Genomic DNA, 22,052 nt, shown 5'->3' with positions numbered 1-22,052 from the left:
GTGCGAAAGTTATTTAATGTCTTAATCAGATTTTGAAGTGTCTGTTAGGTAAAAAAAACCTTCTTTTAAGAAGGTTTTTTTAAGGATCCGATTACTATCTTTTTGAAAAGGCAGGCTTGTCCATAAAATGCCATTTTACTCTTACTCCAATTTCAGTATAAGTAAAACCAGCGACCGTTGCAGAGGCAATATTACTGCGTACTCCGTAGAAGTTAGCAATAAGTCTGCTGTTAAAACGATACCCTAATTTTGCTTGAATTCTATAGGTTCCTTGTTTTGGGTCGTTTTCAATAAATTGATACCCGATAGCTGCATTTAAATTGTAATAGATACTTCTACTTTTTGTACCATATTCATCTTTTAAAATGTCAACAAAGATTTCATAAGCTCTAAATTTTGACGGACTAAAGTATATCTGTGGTACTTGATCTTTAAACGAAATGGCTTGAAAGTTTACTCCAGTTTTTATGAATGGCTTGTTGTAAAGATTGTAATATAACGATGTAAATAATAAATTTCTTGCGTTTCCATCGGTTTGAACCGTATAATAGTATTGAGTAAACCAACCTACATTGTAATTCGTTCCAAAATTATAATTTCCATAAAAATTATTCTTCACAATTTCTTGTTCTAATAAATCCGCATTAAAAGTTTCCATTTCTCTTATATATCCAACTTCAAGAGTATGTAGTTTAAACGGTTTAAGATTTACAGAAACATCGGCTAATAATTGTCCGTAATCATTAGATTTTGTGTTGGTTGTAGTAAAACCTATCATAGCATTTAAGGCTACATTTGGCATCAGTTGTTGAGTAGCCCCTGCTAGAAAAGTATTGGCGTTGGCACTGTTTTTTGTGATGCTGTTTTTTGTAGTTCTAAAGTTGTAACTAGCTCTCAATGTAGTAGCGGTAGAAATAGGATATGTGGCTTCTAGTTGGGTAAACAAAGCATTGTTATATCCGTTATCGTAGCTGTAAGCGGTTTTCATTTCTGCATAGGGGGTAAATGACTTATCTAAGGCTTTGATAAAGTTTAATACATCTTTTTGGTTGTCATAATATTTTAAAGTTTGATTTGCCGCAGCGTAGGCCGCATTGTATTTACCAGATGCTTTTAAAGCATTTGCTTTTCCTAGGTTTCCATCAAAGGAACTTTCTTCTGTCGCTAAAATCTTATCATAATCCTCAATGGTATTTTTAAAATCTCCTTTATATACATTAAGTGTTGCTCTAAGAGATATAGGCCATGTTTCCTTAGGGTTCTGTTTGATCAATTCATCAATGTTGTTTTCTGCTTTTTTATATTTCTTGTTCCAAATTAAGGCTTGTACATTTCTAGATTCTGTTTGTATGCTTAATTCTTTATCATCAATCATAGGCAGCATCGATAGGGCTTGGTCACTAATTTTTAATGCGGTTTTGTTTTTGTTTTCAAAGTGGGCAATTAAAGAAAGTCCGTTTAATGAAAAGATACTGTCTTTCTTTGAGGTTGCAATATCATAATAAACTTGTTTTGCATTCTCATATTGCTTTGCAATCAAGTAGGTGTTCACAAGGTTTTTTTGTGTATCCGGATCATCCTTAAATAACTTTAAGTTGTCTTTTAATAGCGCTATTGCTTCAGGATATTTTTGTTGTTTGGTTAAACTATCAGCATAACCTAATTGAATATATTTTTTAGAAACCATTGCATTCGGGTTACCAGGAAGTACCTTTAAAGCTTTGTTCACAAATTTTAATGCTTCAGGATATTTTTTAAGATTTGACAAAGTATTTGCATATCCTAATAAAGCCGGGAAACTAGTTCCATTTTCATTTGCTAATTTTTCGTAATAATTCTCCGCATCTTCAAATTGTTTATTCCAAAGCATGGACTCTGCATAATTTAATTTGATTTCAAAATCTCCTGGATAATCTTTCAACATTTCTGTAAATATACCCACAGCCTTTGGAGCGTCTCCATTTAAACCCACAGCTCTACCATAACAAAGTTTAGCTGTTTTGTTATCGGGATATTTTTTTAAAATCTTTTCAAAAAAAGATACAGCTTCTGGATACTTTCCTGTTTCTAGGTAGGTAAACCCCTTTTTCATGTTTTGAGAAGAGGCGGTTGTTAAAGTTAACATCAACAGAATAACATAGAGTATTCGTTTTTTCATAGCGACAATTTTTTCAAATTTGTTATACTGCAAGTTAAGCAATACGGTAGGCATTTTCATCGACACATTCATGTCATTCATCGAAATGAATTGATCTTTCACTTCTGTTTCTAATAGTTTTGAACCTAAACTAAAATTAGAAAAAATTCACTAACTTTAGTTGATACGTTTAAAATGATTGACCGAACCTTTTAAATATAAAAAAAAATATATGAAAATAGTAGCTATTGATGATCAACAATTGGTTCTTTTATCCTTAGAGAAGCATTTGTCCAGTTTAGGGTACGAGATAAAAACAGCACAGAATGGTAAAGATGGATTGAAATTGATAGATAATTTTAATCCCGACTTATTGATTGTGGATATTAATATGGATGGAATGTCTGGGTTGGATATTGTAAAGCAATTGCGATCCGAAGGCAAAAAATTATCAATTATGATAATGTCAGGAAATACTGATGAGGATACTATAGTAGATGGTTTTGATTTAGGGATTGATGACTATATGAAAAAACCTGTTCAACTTAGTGAAATATCCGTAAGGGTTAGAAGGTTGATAGGGGTTCCAGAAAACTTTGATAGCAAACGTGTTTCTAATAACGCACAAATTTCTAAGAGCTGTGTAGGGGTTGTTATCCCTTGTTATAACGAAGAAACCAGATTGTTAAGTAAAGAATTTACTGATTTTCTAGATAGTAATTTAGGATATCATTTATGTTTTGTAAATGATGGAAGTAAAGATAATACTTTGAAGGTGTTAAAAGACTTGGCAAAAGGTAGAGAAGATTTTATTTCTGTTTATGATTGTGAGAAAAACGGGGGGAAAGGAGAAGCTGTCCGACAAGGAATGTTGCATTTGGTAAAAGATCCTCAGTTGGATTATTTAGGGTATTTAGATGCCGATTTATCTACAGATTTTAAAGATTTTGACGATTTGGTAAATACCATTGAAAATTCAGATTTTCAGATTGTAAGTGGTTCTCGTATTGCTAGGATGGGGGCAGATATAAATAAAGAGTCTGCACGTGAAATTATTAGTTTGACAATTAATTTTATCATCAGAAAAATTTTAGGAATGAATTTTAAAGACACGCAATGTGGTGCAAAAATCATAAGGAGAGATTTAGTGAAAGTAGTCTTTAAAGATAAATTTTTAACGAGATGGTTATTTGACGTTGAAATATTTAAAAGAATGGGTAATATTTATGGTAAGGAAAAGGCGGTTTCAATGATTTGTGAGCAACCCTTGAAAAGATGGATTCATGCAGATGGATCTAAACTTTCCATGAAAGATTCTTTAAAAATTGTGGGGCAATTAGGAGAGATTGCTGTGAAATATAGAAATTAAAATTAGTCTATTTTTGCTATGGATATGCTAAATGTAATGAAAGGGAAAAAAATATCTCCTGAACAAATATTTATGTTAAGTGGTTTACTCGTTAATGGAGGAAACTACTTATATAATTTAATTTTGGGTAGGGTTTTAGGACCTGAAAAGTTTGCAGATGCAGCCGTTTTGATCACGTTTTTGTTAGTTGTATCCTTTGTTGCAATGTCTTTTCAGCTTGTTACCGCAAAATTTTCTTATTCATGGTCTGAAGAAGAATATTTAATTTTTACTAAGAAAATATTCGGAATTGCAATTTTGGTTGGACTTTTTTTTGGTGGAATTATTGTAGCTTTTTCTAAAACATTACAAAGTTTTTTAAACACAACTTCCTCTCAAATGTTTGTGTATTTTGGTATAGGAGTCCCGTTTTATTTTTTAATGAGCGTTAATCGAGGTGTTTTTCAAGGAAAAAAACAATTTGTCTTTTTATCTATTACCTACCAGGCCGAAATGATTAGCAGAGTATTGTTTACTTTTCTTTTTCTATATTTTTTAGATTTAGATACGTCTGTTTTAATTTCTTTCGGTATTGTTTTGTCTTTTGTTTTTGGAGTTTTTCCTTTGAAAAATGTAAAAATAATTTTTTTTCAGAAAGGATCTCTTAGTCAAGTTCAGAAGAAACAAATAACTACATTTTTCGCATTGACAGCACTCTATGAAATGACTCAGATTGTAATAAATAATAGTGATATACTTTTAGTGAAGCATTATTTTGATAGTTATGAAGCAGGATTGTATGCCTCTCTTGCGCTTATTGGAAGAATGGTATATTTTATAGCATGGATGTATGTAATGATTTTGTTGCCTACAGTTGTAAAACTTAAAAAAGAAGGTAAAAATACGTCCAAAGTCCTCTATAAATATGTTGGCTATATTGCTGCGATTTCTTTTTCAATTGTACTGGTTTGTTTTGTTTTTCCAAAGTACATAATATTATTATTGTTTGGTGAACAGTATATAGGAGTGGGAGGTTTGTTGTGGAAATACGCTTTAGCAACCTCTTTATTCGCGGTGTCTAATATTTTCGCTTATTATTATTTGTCTCTAGATCGGTATTTTCCCGTTCTTTTTTTAGCAATACTAGGAGTTTCTCAAGTGTTGTTAATCGTAGTATTTCATGAAAGTTTAGAACAAGTTGTTCAGGTGCAGATTATTGCTATGTTCGTCTTGTTGGTAGCACAGTTTTTATATTACCTTAAGGATCAAAGAAAGAGTATAACCACATAAAAGTTCAATTCACCGTAGTTTAAGTGTTATTGAGCGACTGTTACTATAGAAATATTTAAAAAATTGCATTTTTAATAAAAATTAAAATTACTCATATGAAATTAGCCATTGTAACTGCCTACCCACCTAGTAAAATTACCTTAACGGAATATGCTTATTACCTAGTAAAATCATTTAGGTTACATAAAGATGTTGAGGAGTTAATTTTATTGACAGATTATACTCCAGAGCAAAAGGATCTTGCGTTTGAAAAAGAAGGATGTAAGATAACGGTTAAAGAGTGTTGGAAATTTAATAGTTATTCCAATTTGTTTTCTGTGATGAATGCCATCTCAGAAACAAAACCTGATGGGGTTTTATTCAATCTTCAGTTTATGAAATTTGGAGATAAAAAGGTCGCTGCTGCAATGAGTTTATTGTTGCCCTATAGATGTAAATTAAAAAAGATTCCGACCATCGTATTGTTGCATAATATAATGGAAAAAGTAGATCTTGATAGCGCTGGGTTTACCAAAAATAAAACGCTTCAAAAAGTGTACGGTTTTATTGGTACAACGCTTACAAAATTTATTTTGCAAGCTGATAAAGTTGCGGTAACTATGGAGAAATATGTAGAGACTCTCCAAGATAAATACAAAACCAATAATATTATTCATATCCCTCATGGAACTTTTGAAATCCCTGAAGAACCTAATTATCAGCTCCCTGAAGGTCCTTTAAAAATTATGACCTTTGGGAAATTTGGTACTTATAAAAAGGTTGAGATTGTAATAGAAGCTGTTGAAGAATTAAGAAAAAGATCTGATTTAGATATGGAAATAGTGATTGCAGGTACAGACAACCCAAATGTTCCAGGTTACCTTGAAAGTGTAAAAGAAAAATACAAAGATGTAAAACAGCTTGTGTTTACAGGCTATGTGGAAGAGGTTGAGGTGGCTCCGTTGTTCAACGAAAGTGCCATGGTGCTATTTCCTTATACTTCTACAACGGGTAGCTCTGGGGTTTTACATCAGGCAGGAAGTTATGGAAAGGCGGTAGTTATGACTAATTTAGGAGACTTAGCAAGTTTGGTTGAGCAGGAAGGGTATCGTGGAGAATTTTTCTTGCCAGAAAACACTACAGATTTGGCAAATGCAATTGAAAAGATTGCTGTAGATGAGAAGTATAGAACTGAATTAGGGAAGGCAAATTACAAAGCTGCTACCGCCCTTCCGATGGAAGTAATTACCAGAAAATATCTAACCGAATTTGAAAAGATATCGAAAACAAAATAATTTACTAATTTGAGATATAAGTAAAAGATTTTTTAGGTTTCCCTTTAGAGTTGATAAAACCGAATTTTTTCTGTGCATTTTTTCTCCATGGTAATTTTCCTACAACGGCCGTAGGAATGTGGTCAAAATCATACAAAGTCCAAGATAAAAATTGGATGTTGTTTTCTTTGAAAACAGATTGCATTGTTTTATGAAATTTTTCTTGGGCACGTTCAGATGTTCCATAAGGTTTCCAAATTCCACGATAAGAAGAAATTCCAAATTCTCCTAATGCTATGGGTTTGTTTGGAATATTCTTTTTAAGGTTTAAATAAGCATCCTTAAATAGGGAAATATCTTCATAATAATGAAATGTAATCAATGTGAGTCTGTCTTTTAATAGGGTTGCGTTTTCAATCTTTGCCCACCCCACAGTAACCGCATGTTTTTGATCGATTCTTTTTATTGTGGATATCGTTTGATGTAACCATGATAATACTTTCTTTTTCCCTCTTGACTCAAAATCTAAATCAGGTTCATTTTTCACATCCCAAGCCAATATGGCTTCATGTTCTTTGAATTGTTGCACAATGATTTCAGCATGTCTAATAGTCAATGTCCAATCCAAAACAGAATAGTCGCCATAAAAGTCAAAAAGGGTAACAATTACTTTTAGATTTTTTTGTTCAGCTACGTCCAATAATGCTTTTAATTTATTTAGTTTTTCAGGGATAACTTCTGCTTTTCCAAAATCTTCGTATTGAATAAAAATTCGAATAGTATTGAGTCCTGCCTCTCTAATTATTTCAAAATCTTTTGCCAATACTTTAGGGTCAAAGTTTTCCCCAAAAGTGTCCCACGCACTATTTTTTGGATAGTAATTAATGCCTTTTATTTTAAAGTCAGGATAAGGCTCCATCTGAGGAGTCGCTTTAATTTTTTTAACAGAAGGCTCTTTAACTAGGTGACGAATTCTCCAAAAGCCATCTTCTAACAATAAAATAGCTTTATAATCGAAAACATCCTGGTTTTCAAGCAATAAAGAATCATTCTTATAAATACGTTGGTATTCTTTGACACCATAATCCGTTAATGAAATAAGTTGTCCATCTTCACTGAAAAAATTGATGTTTGGATTGTGTTCTAAAGTAGTTGCTTCTATATGTATATTCTCTTCTTTGTTAAAATCAATAAATTCAAACAAGTTTTTTTCTGCACTGTCCGTATAATAATCTTCAATTCCTTTAATTGAGTTTATTTGATAAGCAACATTTTTTATATACCAGGCATCTAAATAGTTTTTTTCAACATTCATTAGTGTCTGTTTATCCATTCTTCTTCCAATATTTCGAATGGGAGCCCATTTTAAGTTAGGGATATATTGTTGGGTTTTATAAACTTCACCACGTAACATTTTGGACCTGTCTGCTCCGGTATTTAGAAAAGTAAAAAGAGAAGAAATTCCATAAACAAATAAGCCAGTTATAGACATAAATATTAGGATTAATAGAATACGAATCGTTAATTTATTTAAACTTACCATACTCTTTTGTTTTTAAATATTTTTGAGATCCCTGCCGCTTTAATTTTAAAGTTATAGGTCTCGTTTTTATAATTTTCAGGATCTAAATAAAAAGTAGCATATCCATCTTTAGAGGTATGAACCATGTATTTATGAGAACGATCTTGGTTTGTGATATCCAGTTCTATTCTTAATCCATCAGGAATCATTTGATGCATAAAACTTTTTAAAGGCCCAATGGTAATTTCTCTATTATGTTCAGAAAAAACAACCTCAAAGTCTTTGATGGCCTGTTTAAAATTTAAGGTAATAGTTTTACTTTCTGCCATACCATATACATAAGCTTTTACGTTCCAAGTCTGGGCATGATCAGGGTGTACTAATTTTGCAATCGCCACTCCATTAATGGTGTTTCCGTTTGCAGAAAGAATATTTCCTTGTTTGTCTTTTATCACTAATTCTACAGCAGTACCGTCACTCACAAGGTTTCCGTAGGCATCTGTAATTATAGAAGAGGTTATGGTGCATATTTGATTACCATCAGCATACATGTGATTGCTGTGAGAAGAAATTGTGAAATCTGTTGGTAATGATGCCCAAACATTAAGGGTGTGTTCTGTTGATTGTTTGTTGTAACAAGCAGATGAGATTAAAAATCTACCTGTTTTTGTTGGAGAATAAATTTTTCTGTAGCAAAATAAATCACGAACAGCTAGTGCAGTGGAGTCTTCTCGGGTTAAGAATTGTTTTTTGAAAATAACTTTAGAATTATCCATAACAGGGTTGTCTAAAGTATCGGTAGGAATCATAACAGACATAGAAAAATCTCTACCCCCTGCTTCAATACTTGGAGGGCCAACGTAGGTTTCTATTTTAGAAACAATGGTGTCACTAATAATAGTAATTTCCCCGGATAGCAGTTGTTTTTTGTTGTGTGTTAGTACCCAGTTGACAACACCTCTTTTATTAGAAATGTTATTCGGGATTTTATAAAAAAGAAACTTTTGAATCCTATTAGGTTTTATAACTGTAGTTCCATAACTATTGTTTAAATATAACAATGGAGTAAAATTATAAGTTGTCGAAAAGTCTAAACTGTGGAAGGTTCCAGCAACAAAAGTAGTGTCATTTGTGTGAAGTTTAATTTTCGGTAAATCCGTGTTGTTTTGGCCTGTTATTAAAAAACAGGAAATAAAAAATAAGATGAGTATGTAAGATCTTGTTTTCATTATTTCGGGTTTCCGATAAAATTATTTAATTCAATTTTTATATAACAAGCCAAATTATTTTCAATGCTTTGTAGTCTCTGAACAGGATGTTTGTGAATTCGATTGGGTACAACTGCATTTGAAATATCTTCATTAGGAAAACCATTTACAAAGCAATTTTCCATCGAACTATTGATAATGTTAAGACTACCAAACTCTTTTAAATTATATTTGAAATAACGTTTTCTTTCTTGCCTAACTCCTTCTTCTATGAACAAATGTTCTACCCAAATTAGTTCTTTATTTTCGTTGTAATAAGAAATTAAAAGTTGAGGAATTGTAATTTCTTGAATTCCATTATTGAATAAAAATCCACTTATATGATCTTCTTTTACCTTGATTCTATTTAATACATTGTTCTTATACATTTTTGTAGTTGTCACACTTCCTATTGCTTGAAGGTTAAATTTTGTAGGCTGATGACTTAATTCTACAGGGGTGAATTCATCTGGATTAAAGGTGCTCGGAATAGAATCCTTGGTTTTTGACCAAGCAATCCCTTCAAAGTTAATTTTAAAGCTAGTAATTTCTTTGGGCATTAATTTATGCTTTGCAGTGTGTTTGCAGTTGTATGTTGCAATTTCAATATTCTCATCGTTGTATAAGGTTCCTTTTAGAACTACATCGGCAGGTACGTTATCAATATTTTGTATTTCACCAATTAGTGCATAGCTTTTGTCTACTTTAACTAGTTTTGAACTTAAAATTTCTAATACAGGACGTTTTAATACATCCTCATGAAATGTTTGTTCCGTGGTCGTTTTTCTTCTTCCGTGATTGAAATATTGCGTCCCATTATCAACATATAATTGGTTTGGAGGAAGGTCGTAATCTAATTTTTTTAATTTAATAAACCACTCCCCATCATGTGATACCATGTCATGTTCGGATTTTCTGCTAATTTTTTCAAGAGGAGTAATCCACTCGGCATAAACCCATGCATGAGCAGTACTATCATTTTTATAAGTAATAGAAACTGCCATTGAATCTAATTTAGCATAAGAACCTAAAACACCATCTCTTACAGATTGTTCTAGCATAAATTGAGCAATTTTTACTTTTTTATTAGGATCGAGAAGGGCATGAGCAGCTTCATATTCTTTAAAATCTAGTGCGTTGTAATAAGCTTTTACAACATTTTCTGGACTATAATGAGAAATGTTTTTGATGTAAAATTCATAAACTCCATAACCGATACAGAGCATAAGAAATACAATCCAAACATGTAAGAATTTTACTAGTTTAAAAGGAAATTTTTCATGATTTAAAACGTATTTCTTGTAAGGAGCCGTTTTGTTTTTCTCTGTTTTAAGGGTCCTTCTAATAATCATTCTAAGATTAACAAATATTGCTATAACTACTGTGCTTACAGGAATTAGTCCCCACATTACTTTTTGAAAAGTGGCAATTTCATCTTGTTCTAGTATTGTGGCTATGGGGGGGACATTTAGTTTTTCCCATACCATAATACCATTTTCTAATTGCTGTAATCTTTGCCAACCGCAGAAATATAAAATTGGATCGTAAAATTTATCGTTTGAGAAGATGTATTTCAAACTATATTTTTCAGGAACTGTTAAAAATTGCTGCAAGGATCCAATACCTTCAATTCCTTTAAATTTTGAATTTTCTAAGCGCTCTATGGCTCTTGTTGTAAGTTCAGGAAGTCTTCTAGCAGAATGATAATTACCATCAACACTTAATGCTTTTGTGTTTGCCCCGAGCCATGCCATTTGATCACCAAAACCAAGAGTCAGATATCTCCATTTATCATGTTGATCTTGGTTTAAAAAGTTTGTAATCGGTAGTGTTTTTATTTTTTGCGGCTGGGAAGGACGGAAATAACCAAGGTTTAGCGTAAAAATAGCCATAAAGATGTAAAAGAACATCAACAAGGCTCCAAAAAGCCTATGATATACGGCGCCATATTTTTCTTGAATCAACTCCTTTAAATCTCCCTCTGTCATTCTGTAACTGAATTCTCCAAAAATTGGCATCGACATCAAAGAGGCCCAAAGTGTAAATCTGTCTAGGGTTAAGATATTAAAAGCTGTTTCACCTAAAAACATTCTTGGAATAGGGGTTGTACCTCCTGTTCCTAAAATAGTTAATACTGTAATAGAAATACCAAAACAGATGTATCTTTTACTGTAGTATCTGTAAAATACATAAGGTAAAATTGCCAATAAAATTCCCCAAGGAATTAAAAAGAATACTAATCCTGATGAGGTAACCTCTAAGAAATTATCTCGAGACCCATGTGGAATTGGGATTTGAGTTATGGGGTTATTTTTTGTGTTGATCCAATAAGGAAGAATACAAACAACAATTAAAAACAACGAGACAAGTCCAAAGCTGATAATCCTTTTAAAAAGTTTTGCAAAGGTTTGAAGGAAAAGCCTGAAACTAACTTTCTGGAAGCTTCCTACTTTATCACTTGCAGTATCTAGAATTACTTGGCCTATTAATGGAAAAATAAAGAAAACCATTCCGAATATTGGAGTAACATGATGTGAACACACCATGACTGCCATTAAAGAAAGGGAATTTCCTAAATATTTATATTTACCGGTTTTTAACCAATTGTAAATTTCAGGCAGGGAGTGCATCAAGATAGAAGCACCAATAATACTCGGTAGTTGACCGAATAAGTGCAGTGTTTCAATAAATGTTGAAGAGAATACCGCTAACACTGCGGCATATCCCGCAGACTTCCTAGAGCCCGTGATCAACAAAGAAAATCTATAACTACCAGTGATAAATAAAATAATGGCTATAAAGGCTACCGTAAAAAGACCAAATTTTAATCCGCCTATAAAGGAAAGTAAACCAATAAATTGGTGTACTAATGGAGGGTAACTCATCACTGTGAATCCTGTGTACCACTTGTAATTCCAAGGTTCAAACCATGAAGTTGAGTAGTGCTCAGCAAAAAACAAATGGATCAACGCATCATAGGTTTTTTCAAGTGTGAAAAAGATTGCGGTGCCATGAAATAAGATACCAAATAGCAACGCTACTATCAGATATTTATTGGTTTGTTTCTTCATGTAAGAAGCAGTTTTTACGGCATAATTTAGTTAAAATAAAATTAATAGTTTCTAATTATTTATAATCTTAATTTAAAGGATATTCAACGAAGGAAAACCGCTACTCATCGAAGTTCTTACTTTTTTTAGTCTTTCAAGGGTTAAATTAGTCGAAAATCTAAACAGGACTTATGAATATTGGAGTTATACTACCTTGTCGGAATATTGAAGAAGGCTTAAATCTATCAAATATATTAGGGTTGATAGAGCTTTACCCTCATTTACATTTTTGCTTTGTTAATAATGGAAGCACGGACAATACGCTGAATATTTTGAAATATTTTAAAAAGGAGTCAAATACAGGGGTCAGTGTTTTAGATGTCAAAAAAAATAAAAATCAGGGTAATGTTGTAAAGGCGGGGACTAGATTTTTAAATTCCAATGAAGATATCGATTATGTACAGTATATAGAAATTGATTTTAGAATGAGCTTCGAAGAACTAAAAAAAACTATCGATACTGCAATTGTTGTAAATGAACATGAATTTTATGAAAAAGTAGTACATAATGTTCGTCAATCTAACAGAAAATAACCTTACCAAGAATAAAAATTGAATAAAAAAAGGAGCTAATTTTAGCTCCTTTTTTTATTCAATTTTTAGTTATGTTATTTAATAACTACCTTGATGTTTGCTGTTTTACCATTGTTTGCAACTTGGGCTATATACAAACCAGGTTTTATGTTTGCAACAGAAATATTCTGATTGGCAGTGATTGAACCAGATGCGACCAAAGTACCAGTTAGGTCGTATAATTTATAGGAACTATTGTCAGGAGCAATAATTTTTAATTGATCACTCGCTGGGTTAGGATAGATACTCACTCCTTGCAATGTGTTTTTTTCTACAGATGCTTCAGGTGGAGTAATTGTTGTGGTCATATCATCCACATAGATTATTGAGCCAGCTGCAAAGGCATTTGTTGGAGGGAAACTTATTCTTGTTTTTGCTTCACTAAAGGATTTGTCAGCACCCAGTGTAAAAGTGTAGGTTACTTCTTGCCAATCTACACTTGTGTTGGAAATAGCATTCTCCGTCTTACTTACTATTGTTGTATTGGTAGCGTCCATTATAGCAAGGAAAAGATTTACATCTCCTACAAGATTTGATTTTATCCAAAGTGTTGTTTCTATAACAGTTCCTTCAGCATAAGTTTGTCCAAGGTCTACGACATCGTTGTTGGTAGTTGCCCACCAGTTTGTTTGCAAATCTGTTAATTCAAATTTTATGCAATTAGATCCAGATCCATGATTTTCTGTAGTAATAATCTCTGCGGTCCCATAAGGTTTGGTGTCAGGAGTCCAAGCATGAATGTATTCAGCATCTTCAAAGCTAGGGTTTGATGTGAAAGATGAAAAAGTTGTGGTAGGTGCAGCCTGAAATTCTATTTCATCAAAAATACATAAGGTATTTACGCCATCATTAGCTCCATTTTCTCTAACTAAAATATCTAATCGTGTTACCTCATCATTTTCTGGAATGCTAGAAACATCTATAAAAATAGTTTCAAAGTCCGACATTTCTGCTGAAATAGTATAAGAAATGTTGCTAAATGCCACCCCTTCCCCAGTGGTTCCATCAGCCCTCGATAACCCTTGAATTCTAAGTTGTGTTGCTGCAGTTTCATTTTTCAAGCGAATCTTGATGATGCTAACAGAAGCTCTGTCTAAAACAACAAAAGTGTCGTCTCCACCTTGGCCTCTTCTTATGTTGGCATTACCATTTGATTCTCTAGCTAAAGTTAAGGCTCCGTCCATAGAAACTCCGCCTGTAGGATCGTGATCTACAGTACCGTCCCCATATCCTTTTACCCAACTTTGCGCACTTCCATTGAAATCATAGGTTTGCGAAAATCCGATATAAGGTATGGTGATTAAAAAAAATAGCCATGTGGTTTTAAGTAGTTGTGTTTTCATAAATAAGGTTTTAGTATTTGTGATACTCCGAAATTAAAAACATTAACAGATAGTTGTTTCTTTTATTTTACCTTGAACTAGTTCATTTTTATCATGTTTACAAGTTGTTTTTTTCGGGGGTAAAATAGTGAGGCTTTTGGATAATCGTGATTCAATTGCATGAGAATAAGGAGTTTAAATTTGTGGTCTAACTTTAAATTTATTTATGATGAAAAAAAATTACATTAAATTATTTCAATTTGTTATTGGTTTATTCTCAGTATTTATGATTGGGCAAAATAGTTCAAATATTATTATAAATGGTACCTCAGGTACTGGGGTGTTAGGAGACGAATTTGCAACTCCTGTTCAAGTAGAAAGAGGTTCCGATATGATGGTAACCTTTACATTAACCCATGGTACAAATACTATTGAAAGAGCTTTTATGGTTGTAAAAGTAGGTTCTCCTGCAACGGGAACGAATATAGGAAACCCTTACAACAATATTTTTGCATATCCAGGAGAAGATTCACCATATACAGAAGTAGATGGTGCATATAATATTCCTATTGGTACTGCATTAGGGAATCATACTTTACGATTAAATGGTAAAAATTATTCGGCAGAAGATGTTTCAGGTTGGGGTACTGCAAAGGATATTGTTATAGAAGTTGTAGAGGCAGGTTCACTATCAACTTCTATCGCCAACGCATTTGACTTTGGTATCTATCCAAATCCAGTACAGAATGAATTATCTATTTCAACAGAGGAATCTATAATTTCAGCACAAATATTAGATTTATTAGGAAACACGGTTTTATCTGCCGTTTCTGTTGAAGGAAGCATAGATGTTTCTAATTTAACTAGTGGAGTTTATGTGATTAGGTTGACTTCTGAGGGTGGCGTGGCAACTTCAAAGTTTGTGAAGCAATAATTAAATTTTTATATTTTTTTAGGGATACCTCTAATCGTAATGGTTAGAGGTGTTTTTGTTTTAGTAGTTTCAACGTTAGTTTTTTAAGTGTTTTTTTTTTCTTTTTTTATTATTTAAAAAAGATTATTTTAGTCAGAGAATCTGATGATTCTGCAGAAATTTTGTTGAATTTTAAAATATTATTATGAAAAAAAGTTACTTTTTAGTTTTATTATTTACTTTGACGAATAGCATAATATTTGGGCAAGCTAAAGTTTTTGATAACAGTGGTTCAGGGGATGGATCATGGAATGAAGATGCTAACTGGGCAGATGGAACAAAACCCATTTCAGTATCGTCAGATATAGTTGAGACGGCTATTTCTGTAAGTCAATTGGATTATGATTTAGAAATTAAATCTTTAGATCTCACCTCTGGAGATGTTCAAATTAATGGCCCAAATACCTTAACTATTGATGTAAATACAGCTGGAACTAGTTCTACTAATAATGAGACTTCAGCTATAATATACAGTGCAAATGCTGCTGGGAACAACTTTAAGATGAATACACCTGTTATTATCGAAAATAGTCTCAGTGGTCGTTCATATTTTAAAAATCAAAATTCGCAAAACACATTTACCCTAAGTTCCAGTATTGATTTGAAAACACCGCTGCGTATAGATAATGCAGGAGTTGTGAATATGTCTGGTACCATAACTCAATCAGCTGGGGATACTGAATTATTTTTTGAAGGAGCTGGGACGTATAACCTTAATGCGGGTTTTGATGCCAACGCAGTGAGAAATCTAAGGATAGGAGGTTCAGGGATAACGCTAAACGTGAATGACCAAGGAGATGCTCTTCCTGTTTACGATGATTTTATAACGTCACAAAATGGTTCAGATGGTAGCCCTAAAACATATACCGCGGTAATAAATAGTGAAAATGCTTTTCAGTTGAAGAGGTGGCAGTTTTTCAATTACACAATTACTAATATTACAATTAATGAAAATCAAAATGATTTTGGAGAGTTGAGATTATTTCTAGAATCCGATGTGAATTTAACGATAGCAGCTGGAAAGAGTGTGAATTTTGATGGTAATGCAGCTCAGTTATGGGGTATAGACTCGGAGTTGTATATAACAGGATATGATTTTGATGGTGCAAATCCTAGTAATATTCGTTTCGGTAGTTCAAGTACATCATTAGATGCAACTCAAATTGCTAAAATAGTACTAGTAGGTGGCGCTAATCCGGGTGAGGCGGTTACTTTAGATATGGACGGATATTTGATTTTGGCTGCAACTGCTAGTGCTTCATCTCAAAATTCTTTTGACTTTAAAATTCATCCAAATCCAGTACAGAATGAATTATCTATTTCAACAGAGGAATCTATAATTTCAGCACAAATATTAGACTTGTTAGGAAATACGGTTTTATCTGCTGTTTCTATTGAAGGAAGCCTAGATGTTTCTAATTTAACTAGTGGAGTTTATGTGATTAGGTTGACTTCTGAGAGTGGCGTGGCAACTTCAAAGTTTGTGAAGGAGTAACAGGTTTCTAGAAATTCAAAATATAAATAAAACCTCATATCTACAGATATGAGGTTTTTTGTATTTAAACCATTTCCACGGTTTCGGTATGATAGTGCCTTAAATTATGTTCTTTTTGTCGGTCGGAACTAAAACTAGCCACTTTTTTCAAATAGCCAATAACTCTGGTGGCATGGTCTATGTTTTTCGAGTCGCATTTTTCGCAATGGTATTTAGTTTGTTTATCTATATGATTACAATCTCTACAAACGGTTATTTTAATATTGAAACAGAAGTAGTTGCACCCAGCCTTTGCAGTGGCATGAATTAATTTTACAAATCCCTCTTTGTTTGGCGCTTCTTCAAGGTTTAAATGCAAAGCAGAACCACCATCTAAATATTTGATGATTTCGTTTCCGTGTAGAATAATTTTATCTAAGGTGTTGATATCATTGTCTTCTACTGCATAAAAGTAAGAGTTGTAGCAATCTCTTGAAGCCAAAAGTCCTTCTTGTTTATCCCATTTTGCGTTTTTGACACCTAAATTTTCGGCTGGTACAAATTCAGTATTGAACATATAACCATATTTTTCCTTGGCTTTTTTGTTCTCATCAAAAATTTGTTTCAGGTAGTGATTTACAAAGCTTTTATAATCAGAGTTGTTACTAGCAATAAACCCTTGGCTTTCTGCGGCTTCTACCATTCCATTGATTCCAATGGTTAAGAATTGTTTGTCTAAGGAGATGTAACCAGCTTGGTAAACAGGCAAAAGTCCAGCATCCATATATTCTTGAATAAGTGTTCTATATGCGACTTGATATTTGTGGATTTTTTGAACTTCTTCGATGATATTGGCATTCTTCTGAATAAGCCTATTCATGTTTAGAGTAATAACATTGATGGAGCCCGTGGCAACTCCTCCTGCACCTAATGAATAACTAAAGGTATTGTCACTAATTTCATTTCTTAACCTACAACAAGAGGCCAGGCTATCTGCATTTTCTGATTGGTAGATAAAAAAGGAATTTCCTTCGCTTAATTCTTGAGCACACATTTCAGTAAAGCTTGTATCTACTGGTTTGCCATCTTTTGTGAGCATTGCCGCGGTTACAACTGGAAAAGTTAAAATAGCTTTAGTTCTTTCTTTATTGAACCATTTCATAAAAAAATCTTGAAGTTTCTTTAGACTTTCCCATTTTGGTTTTTTCATGTCTGGAAAAACAAAATCGCCAAACATACTATTAAAGTAAGCTTGGTCATACAAGGAGATATTCCAAAAAACGGATTGGTATCCTCTTGCGGCTGCGGGTTGATTGACGGCATAAACAACATGTTGTAGATGATTTTCAATGATGTCGGTATTAGTTTTTAGATAATCTTTACCATAATCTCTAGCGGCAAAATGATCAAAATACATTAAAAATTCTACGGTAGCCAAGGCGCCTGCAAACTGTGAGCTAATCGCAAATACTAAATTTACAAATTCGCCGCAAAAACTTTCTAGATGTTGTGGTGCCTGACTTTCTCCACCAAGTTTGGTCAATCCGTCAAATAAAAAAGGATACATACTTATAGAAACACAATAGGGTTTTAACGATGTTTCATCGTGTACATATATTTCATGAGCCTCTATTTGACGCAGGTATTCCTGAGCCATTTTTTCTCCAAAGAGCTCTTTTATTTTTCGTGTAACCAGCGCTCTGTTGACCTGGATATTAATGTCTTTATTGAGTTCGGCTTCCATCGTAGCGATGTTTTTTGAGGTCACATTTGCATTGGCATCTACTTTTGAGCCGTCTGCTGCGTTTGAAGAGTTGATGTAGCGGTCGATGAAATTAATTTTTTTGTCTACTTGTTCATTTGTAAGTCGTATCATATTTTAATTTTTTGAAAATAAGTAATTGAGGTTTTTGTTAAGTCGAACGTCTGTAAATTTTTGATTGGTGGTTGGTTTGTCTAAACCGCCTAGTTCGGGGTTCCATTTGCCTGTTTTTAGAAAGTTTAACTGTTCTAATAAATTATCAGAAATGGAATCTTCTCCTGTGTATAGACAAGTCTTATATTTTTTATGCCGTGCTATTTGAAAAAATTCAATCAACTCATTTTCATGCCATTCTCCCCCCATAAATAATACACAGGTTGCATAATTTTTGTATTCGTTTAAAATTTCTAGATACTTATTTACGAGTAGCATTTTCCCATTCGATTCCCCCCATAAGTGTGTGGAGTGACATCCTTTACATTTTAATTGACAACCACAGATGGAAAAGCAGATACTTATTTCGCCGGGTACCTCCTGTAATACCACTTGAAAATCATAATAATACATTGATGTTATTTTTTGTTTGATAAAAGACAAAATAGTCTTCTATAAAAGTATTTAATTATTTAGATGGAAAATAAATTAGTAGTTAAGAGTTATCAAGAAGGTTATAAACAAATGAGTTTTTGTAAATTGAAGAGCATTCTTTTTTTGCGTTATGACAATTGTCATGTTATAAACTGCATTTTAGCAGGTTCTTTATACTGTAATTATTTTAAAACTAAATTATGCCTATAAAAAGTTACTTAGCTCACCCTCATCAAGGTAAAAAAAACGAATTAATGCAAACCTTAGCCTCATTAAATCATTGTGAAGTGATTCCTGCGGAAAATAAAGAATTGTTGATTCTTATTACTGATACAGAGTCAAACTCTCAAGAAGATGATTTACAAGAGCAATTGAATACTATAAGTAGTATCAAATTATTGGCATTGGTTTCTGGTTTTAACGCATCAAAAAATTAAATTTCTATGTATACAACTACTTTAACGAACAGAAGAGACTTTATTAAAAAAATGGCTGTTTTGTCTGCGATGACGGCAGCTGCAACAATGTTTCCTGGGATTTTATTTGCAGAGGAACAAGAAAGAGGTTTGCCAAAAGGTGCAAATTTAGATTGGAAAAAAGCACCTTGTCGATTTTGTGGTGTAGGATGTGGTGTATTGGTTGGTGTAGAGAACGGGAAAGCAGTTGCAGTAAAAGGTGATCCGAAATCGTCTGTAAACAAAGGACTTTGCTGTGTTAAAGGATATCATTCTGTCATGGCAATGTATGGGAAAGATAGACTTACACATCCTTTAGTAAAGAAAAATGGAAAGTATGTAAAAACCAGTATGAAAGAAGCCTTAGATCTGATTGCAGAAAAAATGCAATCTACCATCAAGGACTTTGGTAAAGATGCTGTATCAATTTATGGATCTGGGCAGTGGACGATTCCTGATGGTTATGTTGCCTCAAAATTATTCAAAGGCTGTATAGGTACCAATAACGTAGAAGCTAATGCCCGTTTGTGTATGGCAAGTGCTGTAACAGGATTTATGACTTCCTTTGGAATTGATGAGCCGATGGGGTGTTATGAGGATATAGATCATGCCGATGTATTTGTATTATGGGGAAATAATATGGCTGAGATGCACCCGGTCTTGTTTTCTAGGTTATTAGATCAAAGACTCAAACGCAAAGTAAAGATTATTGATTTTGCTACCCGAACTACTAGAACTAGTATCGCCGCAGATAAGTCTATTATTTTCAATCCGCAATCTGATTTGGCTGTTGCAAATTCCATTTGTTACGAGATTATTAAAAATGGATGGGTAAATAAATCATTTGTAGAAAACCATTGTAACTTTAGCAAAGGGCTAACGGATATGGGCTATGGTTTGGAAGATAAATATAGTTTTAATGACAAGCCAGAAAAGATAGATTTTGAAGCTTATAAAGAATTTTTAGAAGATTATGCTCCAGAAAAAGTAGAAAAAATTTCTGGTGTTTCGGCGAAGGATATCAAATATATGGCTGCTTATTATGGAGATCCTAATACAAAAGTAATGTCGTTGTGGTGTATGGGAATGAACCAACATACACGTGGAACATGGATCAATAATTTAGTATATAACATTCATTTATTAACAGGTAAAATTTCTACTCCAGGAAATAGTCCATTTTCATTAACAGGGCAACCTAGTGCTTGTGGAACTGTGAGAGAAGTGGGAACCCTGACTCACAAACTACCGCATGGTGTGGTTATGAATAAGGCACATAGAGAACATGCAGCAGAAATATGGGATGTTCCTGTAGAGAACATCGATCCAAAGCCGAGTTTACATACGGTGGAAATGTTTAGAGCCTTGGATAGAGGAGATCTTAAGTTTATGTGGATTCAGGTTACCAACCCTATGGTTACTATGCCTAAACTAAAGCGCTATAGAGATGCCTGTAAAAAGGAAGGTAGATTTATCGTAGTATCCGATATTTATCCAACTCCGACTACCGATATCGCAGATGTAATTTTGCCTTCTGCAATGTGGGTTGAGAGAGAAGGAATGTATGGTAACTCTGAACGAAGAACGCAGTACTTTGAGCAAATGATACAGCCCCCTGGTGAGGCTATGAGTGATACTTGGCAGATAGTTGAAGTTGCAAAAAGAATGGGCTTCGAGAAACAGTTTTACTATAAAGAAGAAACTCATATCGAGGAAATATACAACGAATATAGAAGGCATCATGAAGGTAAGAAACATGCCATGGCTCCTTTAGAAGTTTTAAAAACGCAACCCGGAGCCATGTGGCCTTATGTAGAAGGAAAGTCAACCCGATGGCGTTTTAATTCTAAATATGACCCTGCTTGTGCGTCAGATAAGGATTTTGATTTTTATGGAAAACCTGATGGTAAAGCAGTTATTTGGCAGAGACCATATGAACCTGCTCCAGAGGTTCCAGATAATGAATTTGATTTTTGGTTGTGTACAGGGCGTGTTGTAGAGCATTGGCACTCTGGGTCTATGACCAGAAGAGTCCCTGTGTTGCATAAAGCAATGCCACATGGATATGTAGAGCTGCATCCTGATGATGCTAAAAAAATGCAAATAAGAACTGGTGATGCAGTGAAACTTACTACAAGAAGAGGTTCCATGAAATTACCTGCTTCTGTGAAGGAAAGAGGAGTTCCAGAGAAAGGTCAAGTTTTTGTTCCATTTTTTGATGAAAACATGTTGATCAATGATTTGACATTGGATGCATTTTGTCCAATTTCGAAACAACCGGATTATAAGAAATGTGCCGTTAAAGTTGAAAAAGCATAACTATGAAAAGAATTGGTATCCTATCATTATTTGCCATTCTTCTAATTTCATTTCTAACCCTATGGAATAGAAGTTATGAGTTGGGCTTGGAACAAGCATATATCCCTCTTGAGGAAAGAGAACCGATGCGTATTATTCCTTCAGAGGAAGGAGTGTTTAAGAGATCTGAATTTGCATTGGATTATGCAAAAATGCCAATTGATGAAACACATCAAAGAAGTTTAAAAACCTACTATAACAATAGAGCGTATCATGGTGCACCTCCGAGTATTCCGCATCAAGTGGAAAGTGAGCAAAGTATGGGAGGAAATGCTTGTTTAAAATGTCATGAAAATGGTGGTTTTGTTAAAAAATGGGATGCCTATGCTCCTGTTACTCCGCATCCTGATTATGAAAATTGTAGGCAATGTCATGTTCCAACTAAATCAAATTCGTTATTCAAGCCAACGAATTTTGAAAAAGTCCCAGCACCGAAAGTAGGAATTAATAATGCGTTGCCAGGTAGTCCTCCAGTGATTCCACATCAAATACAGTTAAGAGAGAATTGTTTGGCGTGTCACGCAGGTCCGAGTGCCCCAAAAGAAATACGTGTTACACATCCTGAGAGAGTGAATTGTAGGCAATGCCATGTTCTAAATAATAAAGAAGTTACTGATATCGGAATTTTTATAAGAGAATAA

The 22,052-nt window shown here is 33.5% G+C and carries 16 protein-coding genes; 9 read left to right on the top strand and 7 right to left on the bottom strand.

Features of this window, described 5'->3' with window-relative positions; all coding sequences use genetic code 11:
• Positions 1-94 precede the first annotated feature (94 nt).
• Positions 95-2,158 carry a tetratricopeptide repeat protein gene (locus tag AC2DZ0_RS10330; protein WP_484641674.1) on the bottom strand — a complete coding sequence of 688 codons (2,064 nt, stop codon included), beginning with the start codon at positions 2,156-2,158 and terminating at the stop codon, positions 95-97.
• Positions 2,159-2,369: 211 nt separating this feature from the next.
• Between AC2DZ0_RS10330 and AC2DZ0_RS10325 the strand changes: the two genes are divergently transcribed.
• From AC2DZ0_RS10325 to AC2DZ0_RS10315, 3 genes are all read left to right on the top strand, one after another.
• Positions 2,370-3,506, top strand: a complete 1,137-nt coding sequence (locus AC2DZ0_RS10325) for a response regulator (RefSeq protein ID WP_484641673.1) — start codon at positions 2,370-2,372, stop codon at positions 3,504-3,506.
• Between the two features lie 36 nt (positions 3,507-3,542).
• Positions 3,543-4,775 carry an oligosaccharide flippase family protein gene (locus AC2DZ0_RS10320; RefSeq protein WP_484641671.1) on the top strand — a complete coding sequence of 411 codons (1,233 nt, stop codon included), beginning with the start codon at positions 3,543-3,545 and terminating at the stop codon, positions 4,773-4,775.
• A 95-nt stretch (positions 4,776-4,870) separates the two neighbouring features.
• Positions 4,871-6,049 (top strand): glycosyltransferase, encoded by a 1,179-nt coding sequence (locus AC2DZ0_RS10315; RefSeq protein ID WP_484641670.1) that lies wholly within the window; start codon positions 4,871-4,873, stop codon positions 6,047-6,049.
• Positions 6,050-6,053: 4 nt separating this feature from the next.
• Here the strand turns inward: AC2DZ0_RS10315 and AC2DZ0_RS10310 are convergent, their stop codons facing one another.
• The 3 genes from AC2DZ0_RS10310 to AC2DZ0_RS10300 are packed head-to-tail and all read right to left on the bottom strand — an operon-like array spanning position 6,054 to position 11,868.
• Positions 6,054-7,571: a glycoside hydrolase family 2 TIM barrel-domain containing protein gene (locus tag AC2DZ0_RS10310; RefSeq protein ID WP_484641669.1), complete on the bottom strand. Its 1,518-nt coding sequence runs from the start codon at positions 7,569-7,571 to the stop codon at positions 6,054-6,056.
• The gene (locus tag AC2DZ0_RS10305; RefSeq protein WP_484641668.1) at positions 7,565-8,779 is read right to left on the bottom strand and encodes a hypothetical protein; all 1,215 of its coding nucleotides are present in this window, start codon (positions 8,777-8,779) and stop codon (positions 7,565-7,567) included. Before AC2DZ0_RS10305 ends, AC2DZ0_RS10310 begins: the two co-directional genes overlap by 7 nt.
• The gene (locus tag AC2DZ0_RS10300; protein ID WP_484641666.1) at positions 8,779-11,868 is read right to left on the bottom strand and encodes a hypothetical protein; all 3,090 of its coding nucleotides are present in this window, start codon (positions 11,866-11,868) and stop codon (positions 8,779-8,781) included. The genes AC2DZ0_RS10305 and AC2DZ0_RS10300 overlap by 1 nt, the downstream gene beginning before the upstream one ends.
• Positions 11,869-12,038: 170 nt before the next feature.
• On the opposite strand from AC2DZ0_RS10300, the gene AC2DZ0_RS10295 reads away from it, so the two are divergent.
• Positions 12,039-12,440 (top strand): glycosyltransferase, encoded by a 402-nt coding sequence (locus AC2DZ0_RS10295; RefSeq protein WP_484641665.1) that lies wholly within the window; start codon positions 12,039-12,041, stop codon positions 12,438-12,440.
• Between the two features lie 74 nt (positions 12,441-12,514).
• Here AC2DZ0_RS10295 and AC2DZ0_RS10290 read toward each other — a convergent pair whose 3' ends face one another.
• The gene (locus AC2DZ0_RS10290) at positions 12,515-13,822 is read right to left on the bottom strand and encodes a T9SS type A sorting domain-containing protein (RefSeq protein WP_484641664.1); all 1,308 of its coding nucleotides are present in this window, start codon (positions 13,820-13,822) and stop codon (positions 12,515-12,517) included.
• Positions 13,823-14,030: 208 nt separating this feature from the next.
• Here AC2DZ0_RS10290 and AC2DZ0_RS10285 point away from each other — a divergent pair, with 208 nt between their 5' ends.
• The gene (locus AC2DZ0_RS10285) at positions 14,031-14,735 is read left to right on the top strand and encodes a T9SS type A sorting domain-containing protein (protein ID WP_484641662.1); all 705 of its coding nucleotides are present in this window, start codon (positions 14,031-14,033) and stop codon (positions 14,733-14,735) included.
• A 184-nt stretch (positions 14,736-14,919) separates the two neighbouring features.
• Positions 14,920-16,269 carry a T9SS type A sorting domain-containing protein gene (locus AC2DZ0_RS10280; RefSeq protein ID WP_484641661.1) on the top strand — a complete coding sequence of 450 codons (1,350 nt, stop codon included), beginning with the start codon at positions 14,920-14,922 and terminating at the stop codon, positions 16,267-16,269.
• 64 nt (positions 16,270-16,333) lie between these two features.
• On the opposite strand, the gene nrdD is transcribed toward AC2DZ0_RS10280, so the two are convergent.
• A complete protein-coding gene (gene nrdD / locus AC2DZ0_RS10275; RefSeq protein ID WP_484641659.1) occupies positions 16,334-18,124 on the bottom strand; it encodes an anaerobic ribonucleoside-triphosphate reductase in 1,791 nt (596 codons plus the stop codon).
• Between the two features lie 3 nt (positions 18,125-18,127).
• Positions 18,128-18,577 carry an anaerobic ribonucleoside-triphosphate reductase activating protein gene (gene nrdG / locus AC2DZ0_RS10270; protein WP_484641658.1) on the bottom strand — a complete coding sequence of 150 codons (450 nt, stop codon included), beginning with the start codon at positions 18,575-18,577 and terminating at the stop codon, positions 18,128-18,130.
• Positions 18,578-18,798: 221 nt separating this feature from the next.
• Here nrdG and AC2DZ0_RS10265 point away from each other — a divergent pair, with 221 nt between their 5' ends.
• The 3 genes from AC2DZ0_RS10265 to AC2DZ0_RS10255 are packed head-to-tail and all read left to right on the top strand — an operon-like array spanning position 18,799 to position 22,052.
• A complete protein-coding gene (locus AC2DZ0_RS10265) occupies positions 18,799-19,035 on the top strand; it encodes a hypothetical protein (protein ID WP_484489965.1) in 237 nt (78 codons plus the stop codon).
• A gap of 6 nt (positions 19,036-19,041) precedes the next feature.
• On the top strand, positions 19,042-21,372 hold the full coding sequence (locus AC2DZ0_RS10260; protein WP_484641657.1) for a molybdopterin-dependent oxidoreductase: 2,331 nt from the start codon (positions 19,042-19,044) through the stop codon (positions 21,370-21,372).
• 2 nt (positions 21,373-21,374) lie between these two features.
• Positions 21,375-22,052, top strand: a complete 678-nt coding sequence (locus tag AC2DZ0_RS10255) for a nitrate reductase cytochrome c-type subunit (protein ID WP_484641656.1) — start codon at positions 21,375-21,377, stop codon at positions 22,050-22,052.

Source organism: Flavicella sp. IMCC45668, from assembly GCF_057219105.1.
This window is presented reverse-complemented; position numbering and strand designations above follow the sequence as displayed.

Coding starts and splice junctions, on each gene's coding strand:
- AC2DZ0_RS10330 (WP_484641674.1), bottom strand. CDS start 2,158: ATGAAAAAACGAATACTCTATGTTATTCTGTTGATGTTAACTTTAACA.
- AC2DZ0_RS10325 (WP_484641673.1), top strand. CDS start 2,370: ATGAAAATAGTAGCTATTGATGATCAACAATTGGTTCTTTTATCCTTA.
- AC2DZ0_RS10320 (WP_484641671.1), top strand. CDS start 3,543: ATGAAAGGGAAAAAAATATCTCCTGAACAAATATTTATGTTAAGTGGT.
- AC2DZ0_RS10315 (WP_484641670.1), top strand. CDS start 4,871: ATGAAATTAGCCATTGTAACTGCCTACCCACCTAGTAAAATTACCTTA.
- AC2DZ0_RS10310 (WP_484641669.1), bottom strand. CDS start 7,571: ATGGTAAGTTTAAATAAATTAACGATTCGTATTCTATTAATCCTAATA.
- AC2DZ0_RS10305 (WP_484641668.1), bottom strand. CDS start 8,779: ATGAAAACAAGATCTTACATACTCATCTTATTTTTTATTTCCTGTTTT.
- AC2DZ0_RS10300 (WP_484641666.1), bottom strand. CDS start 11,868: ATGAAGAAACAAACCAATAAATATCTGATAGTAGCGTTGCTATTTGGT.
- AC2DZ0_RS10295 (WP_484641665.1), top strand. CDS start 12,039: ATGAATATTGGAGTTATACTACCTTGTCGGAATATTGAAGAAGGCTTA.
- AC2DZ0_RS10290 (WP_484641664.1), bottom strand. CDS start 13,822: ATGAAAACACAACTACTTAAAACCACATGGCTATTTTTTTTAATCACC.
- AC2DZ0_RS10285 (WP_484641662.1), top strand. CDS start 14,031: ATGAAAAAAAATTACATTAAATTATTTCAATTTGTTATTGGTTTATTC.
- AC2DZ0_RS10280 (WP_484641661.1), top strand. CDS start 14,920: ATGAAAAAAAGTTACTTTTTAGTTTTATTATTTACTTTGACGAATAGC.
- nrdD (WP_484641659.1), bottom strand. CDS start 18,124: ATGATACGACTTACAAATGAACAAGTAGACAAAAAAATTAATTTCATC.
- nrdG (WP_484641658.1), bottom strand. CDS start 18,577: ATGTATTATTATGATTTTCAAGTGGTATTACAGGAGGTACCCGGCGAA.
- AC2DZ0_RS10265 (WP_484489965.1), top strand. CDS start 18,799: ATGCCTATAAAAAGTTACTTAGCTCACCCTCATCAAGGTAAAAAAAAC.
- AC2DZ0_RS10260 (WP_484641657.1), top strand. CDS start 19,042: ATGTATACAACTACTTTAACGAACAGAAGAGACTTTATTAAAAAAATG.
- AC2DZ0_RS10255 (WP_484641656.1), top strand. CDS start 21,375: ATGAAAAGAATTGGTATCCTATCATTATTTGCCATTCTTCTAATTTCA.